The 573-nt window shown below is 42.9% G+C and carries 1 protein-coding gene; it reads left to right on the top strand.

Going from position 1 to position 573, the window contains the following annotated elements; translation table 11 throughout:
* Nucleotides 1–30: 30 nt before the first annotated feature.
* Nucleotides 31–573, top strand: a 543-nt coding sequence (locus QZU58_RS04465) for a hypothetical protein (protein ID WP_294495339.1), incomplete at its 3' end; no start/stop codon positions are given.

The raw sequence follows: 573 nt of genomic DNA, 5'->3' as shown, positions 1-573 counted from the left end.
AACTGGGGATTGGCGGAATACAAAAAGGAATTGGAAAAGTATAAAGAGGCAATGTCTTTATACAGAAAAGAACTGGGACGGTATGAAGAAGCTCCTCTGCAGTTCAGTCAGGTTCCGGAAAAACCCCGGCTTCCGTCAGTACTTGATTTAAAGAAACGCTTCAACAGCATCAAGGCGAAGGATTTTCCATACATGTACGAGGTCACCAAATATGCCTCGCAACAGCCGTTCATATTTCTCGGAAAGGCGCTGAACAGATATTATGACGCGAAGAAAAAGAAAATCGGCAAAGTAGGTTTTCCCGTGTTCAAGAAAAGATCGGAAACTTCCGGTTCATTCTATCTGGGAGGAGATCAGGTAGAACTGCAAAGATTCAAAACCTGTTCCGGTGCTGAGAAAAAATCAGGAAAGCTCTTTTTGAGAATACCAAACTTCGGTTGGGTAAAGCTCACGGAAGAACTGCGTTTTTCAGGGCATGTTAACAATGTAACCATCAGTCAGGACGGAGATGAATTCTTTGCAAGCTTCAGCATCAGTGTTCAGGAAGAATCAATTGAAAAGAAACCTGCTCCT

This window comes from uncultured Ruminobacter sp., assembly GCA_902764345.1.
GTDB lineage: Bacteria > Pseudomonadota > Gammaproteobacteria > Enterobacterales > Succinivibrionaceae > Ruminobacter.
The sequence above is the reverse complement of the archived record's forward strand: the minus strand, read 5'-3'. Positions and strand labels throughout refer to the sequence as shown.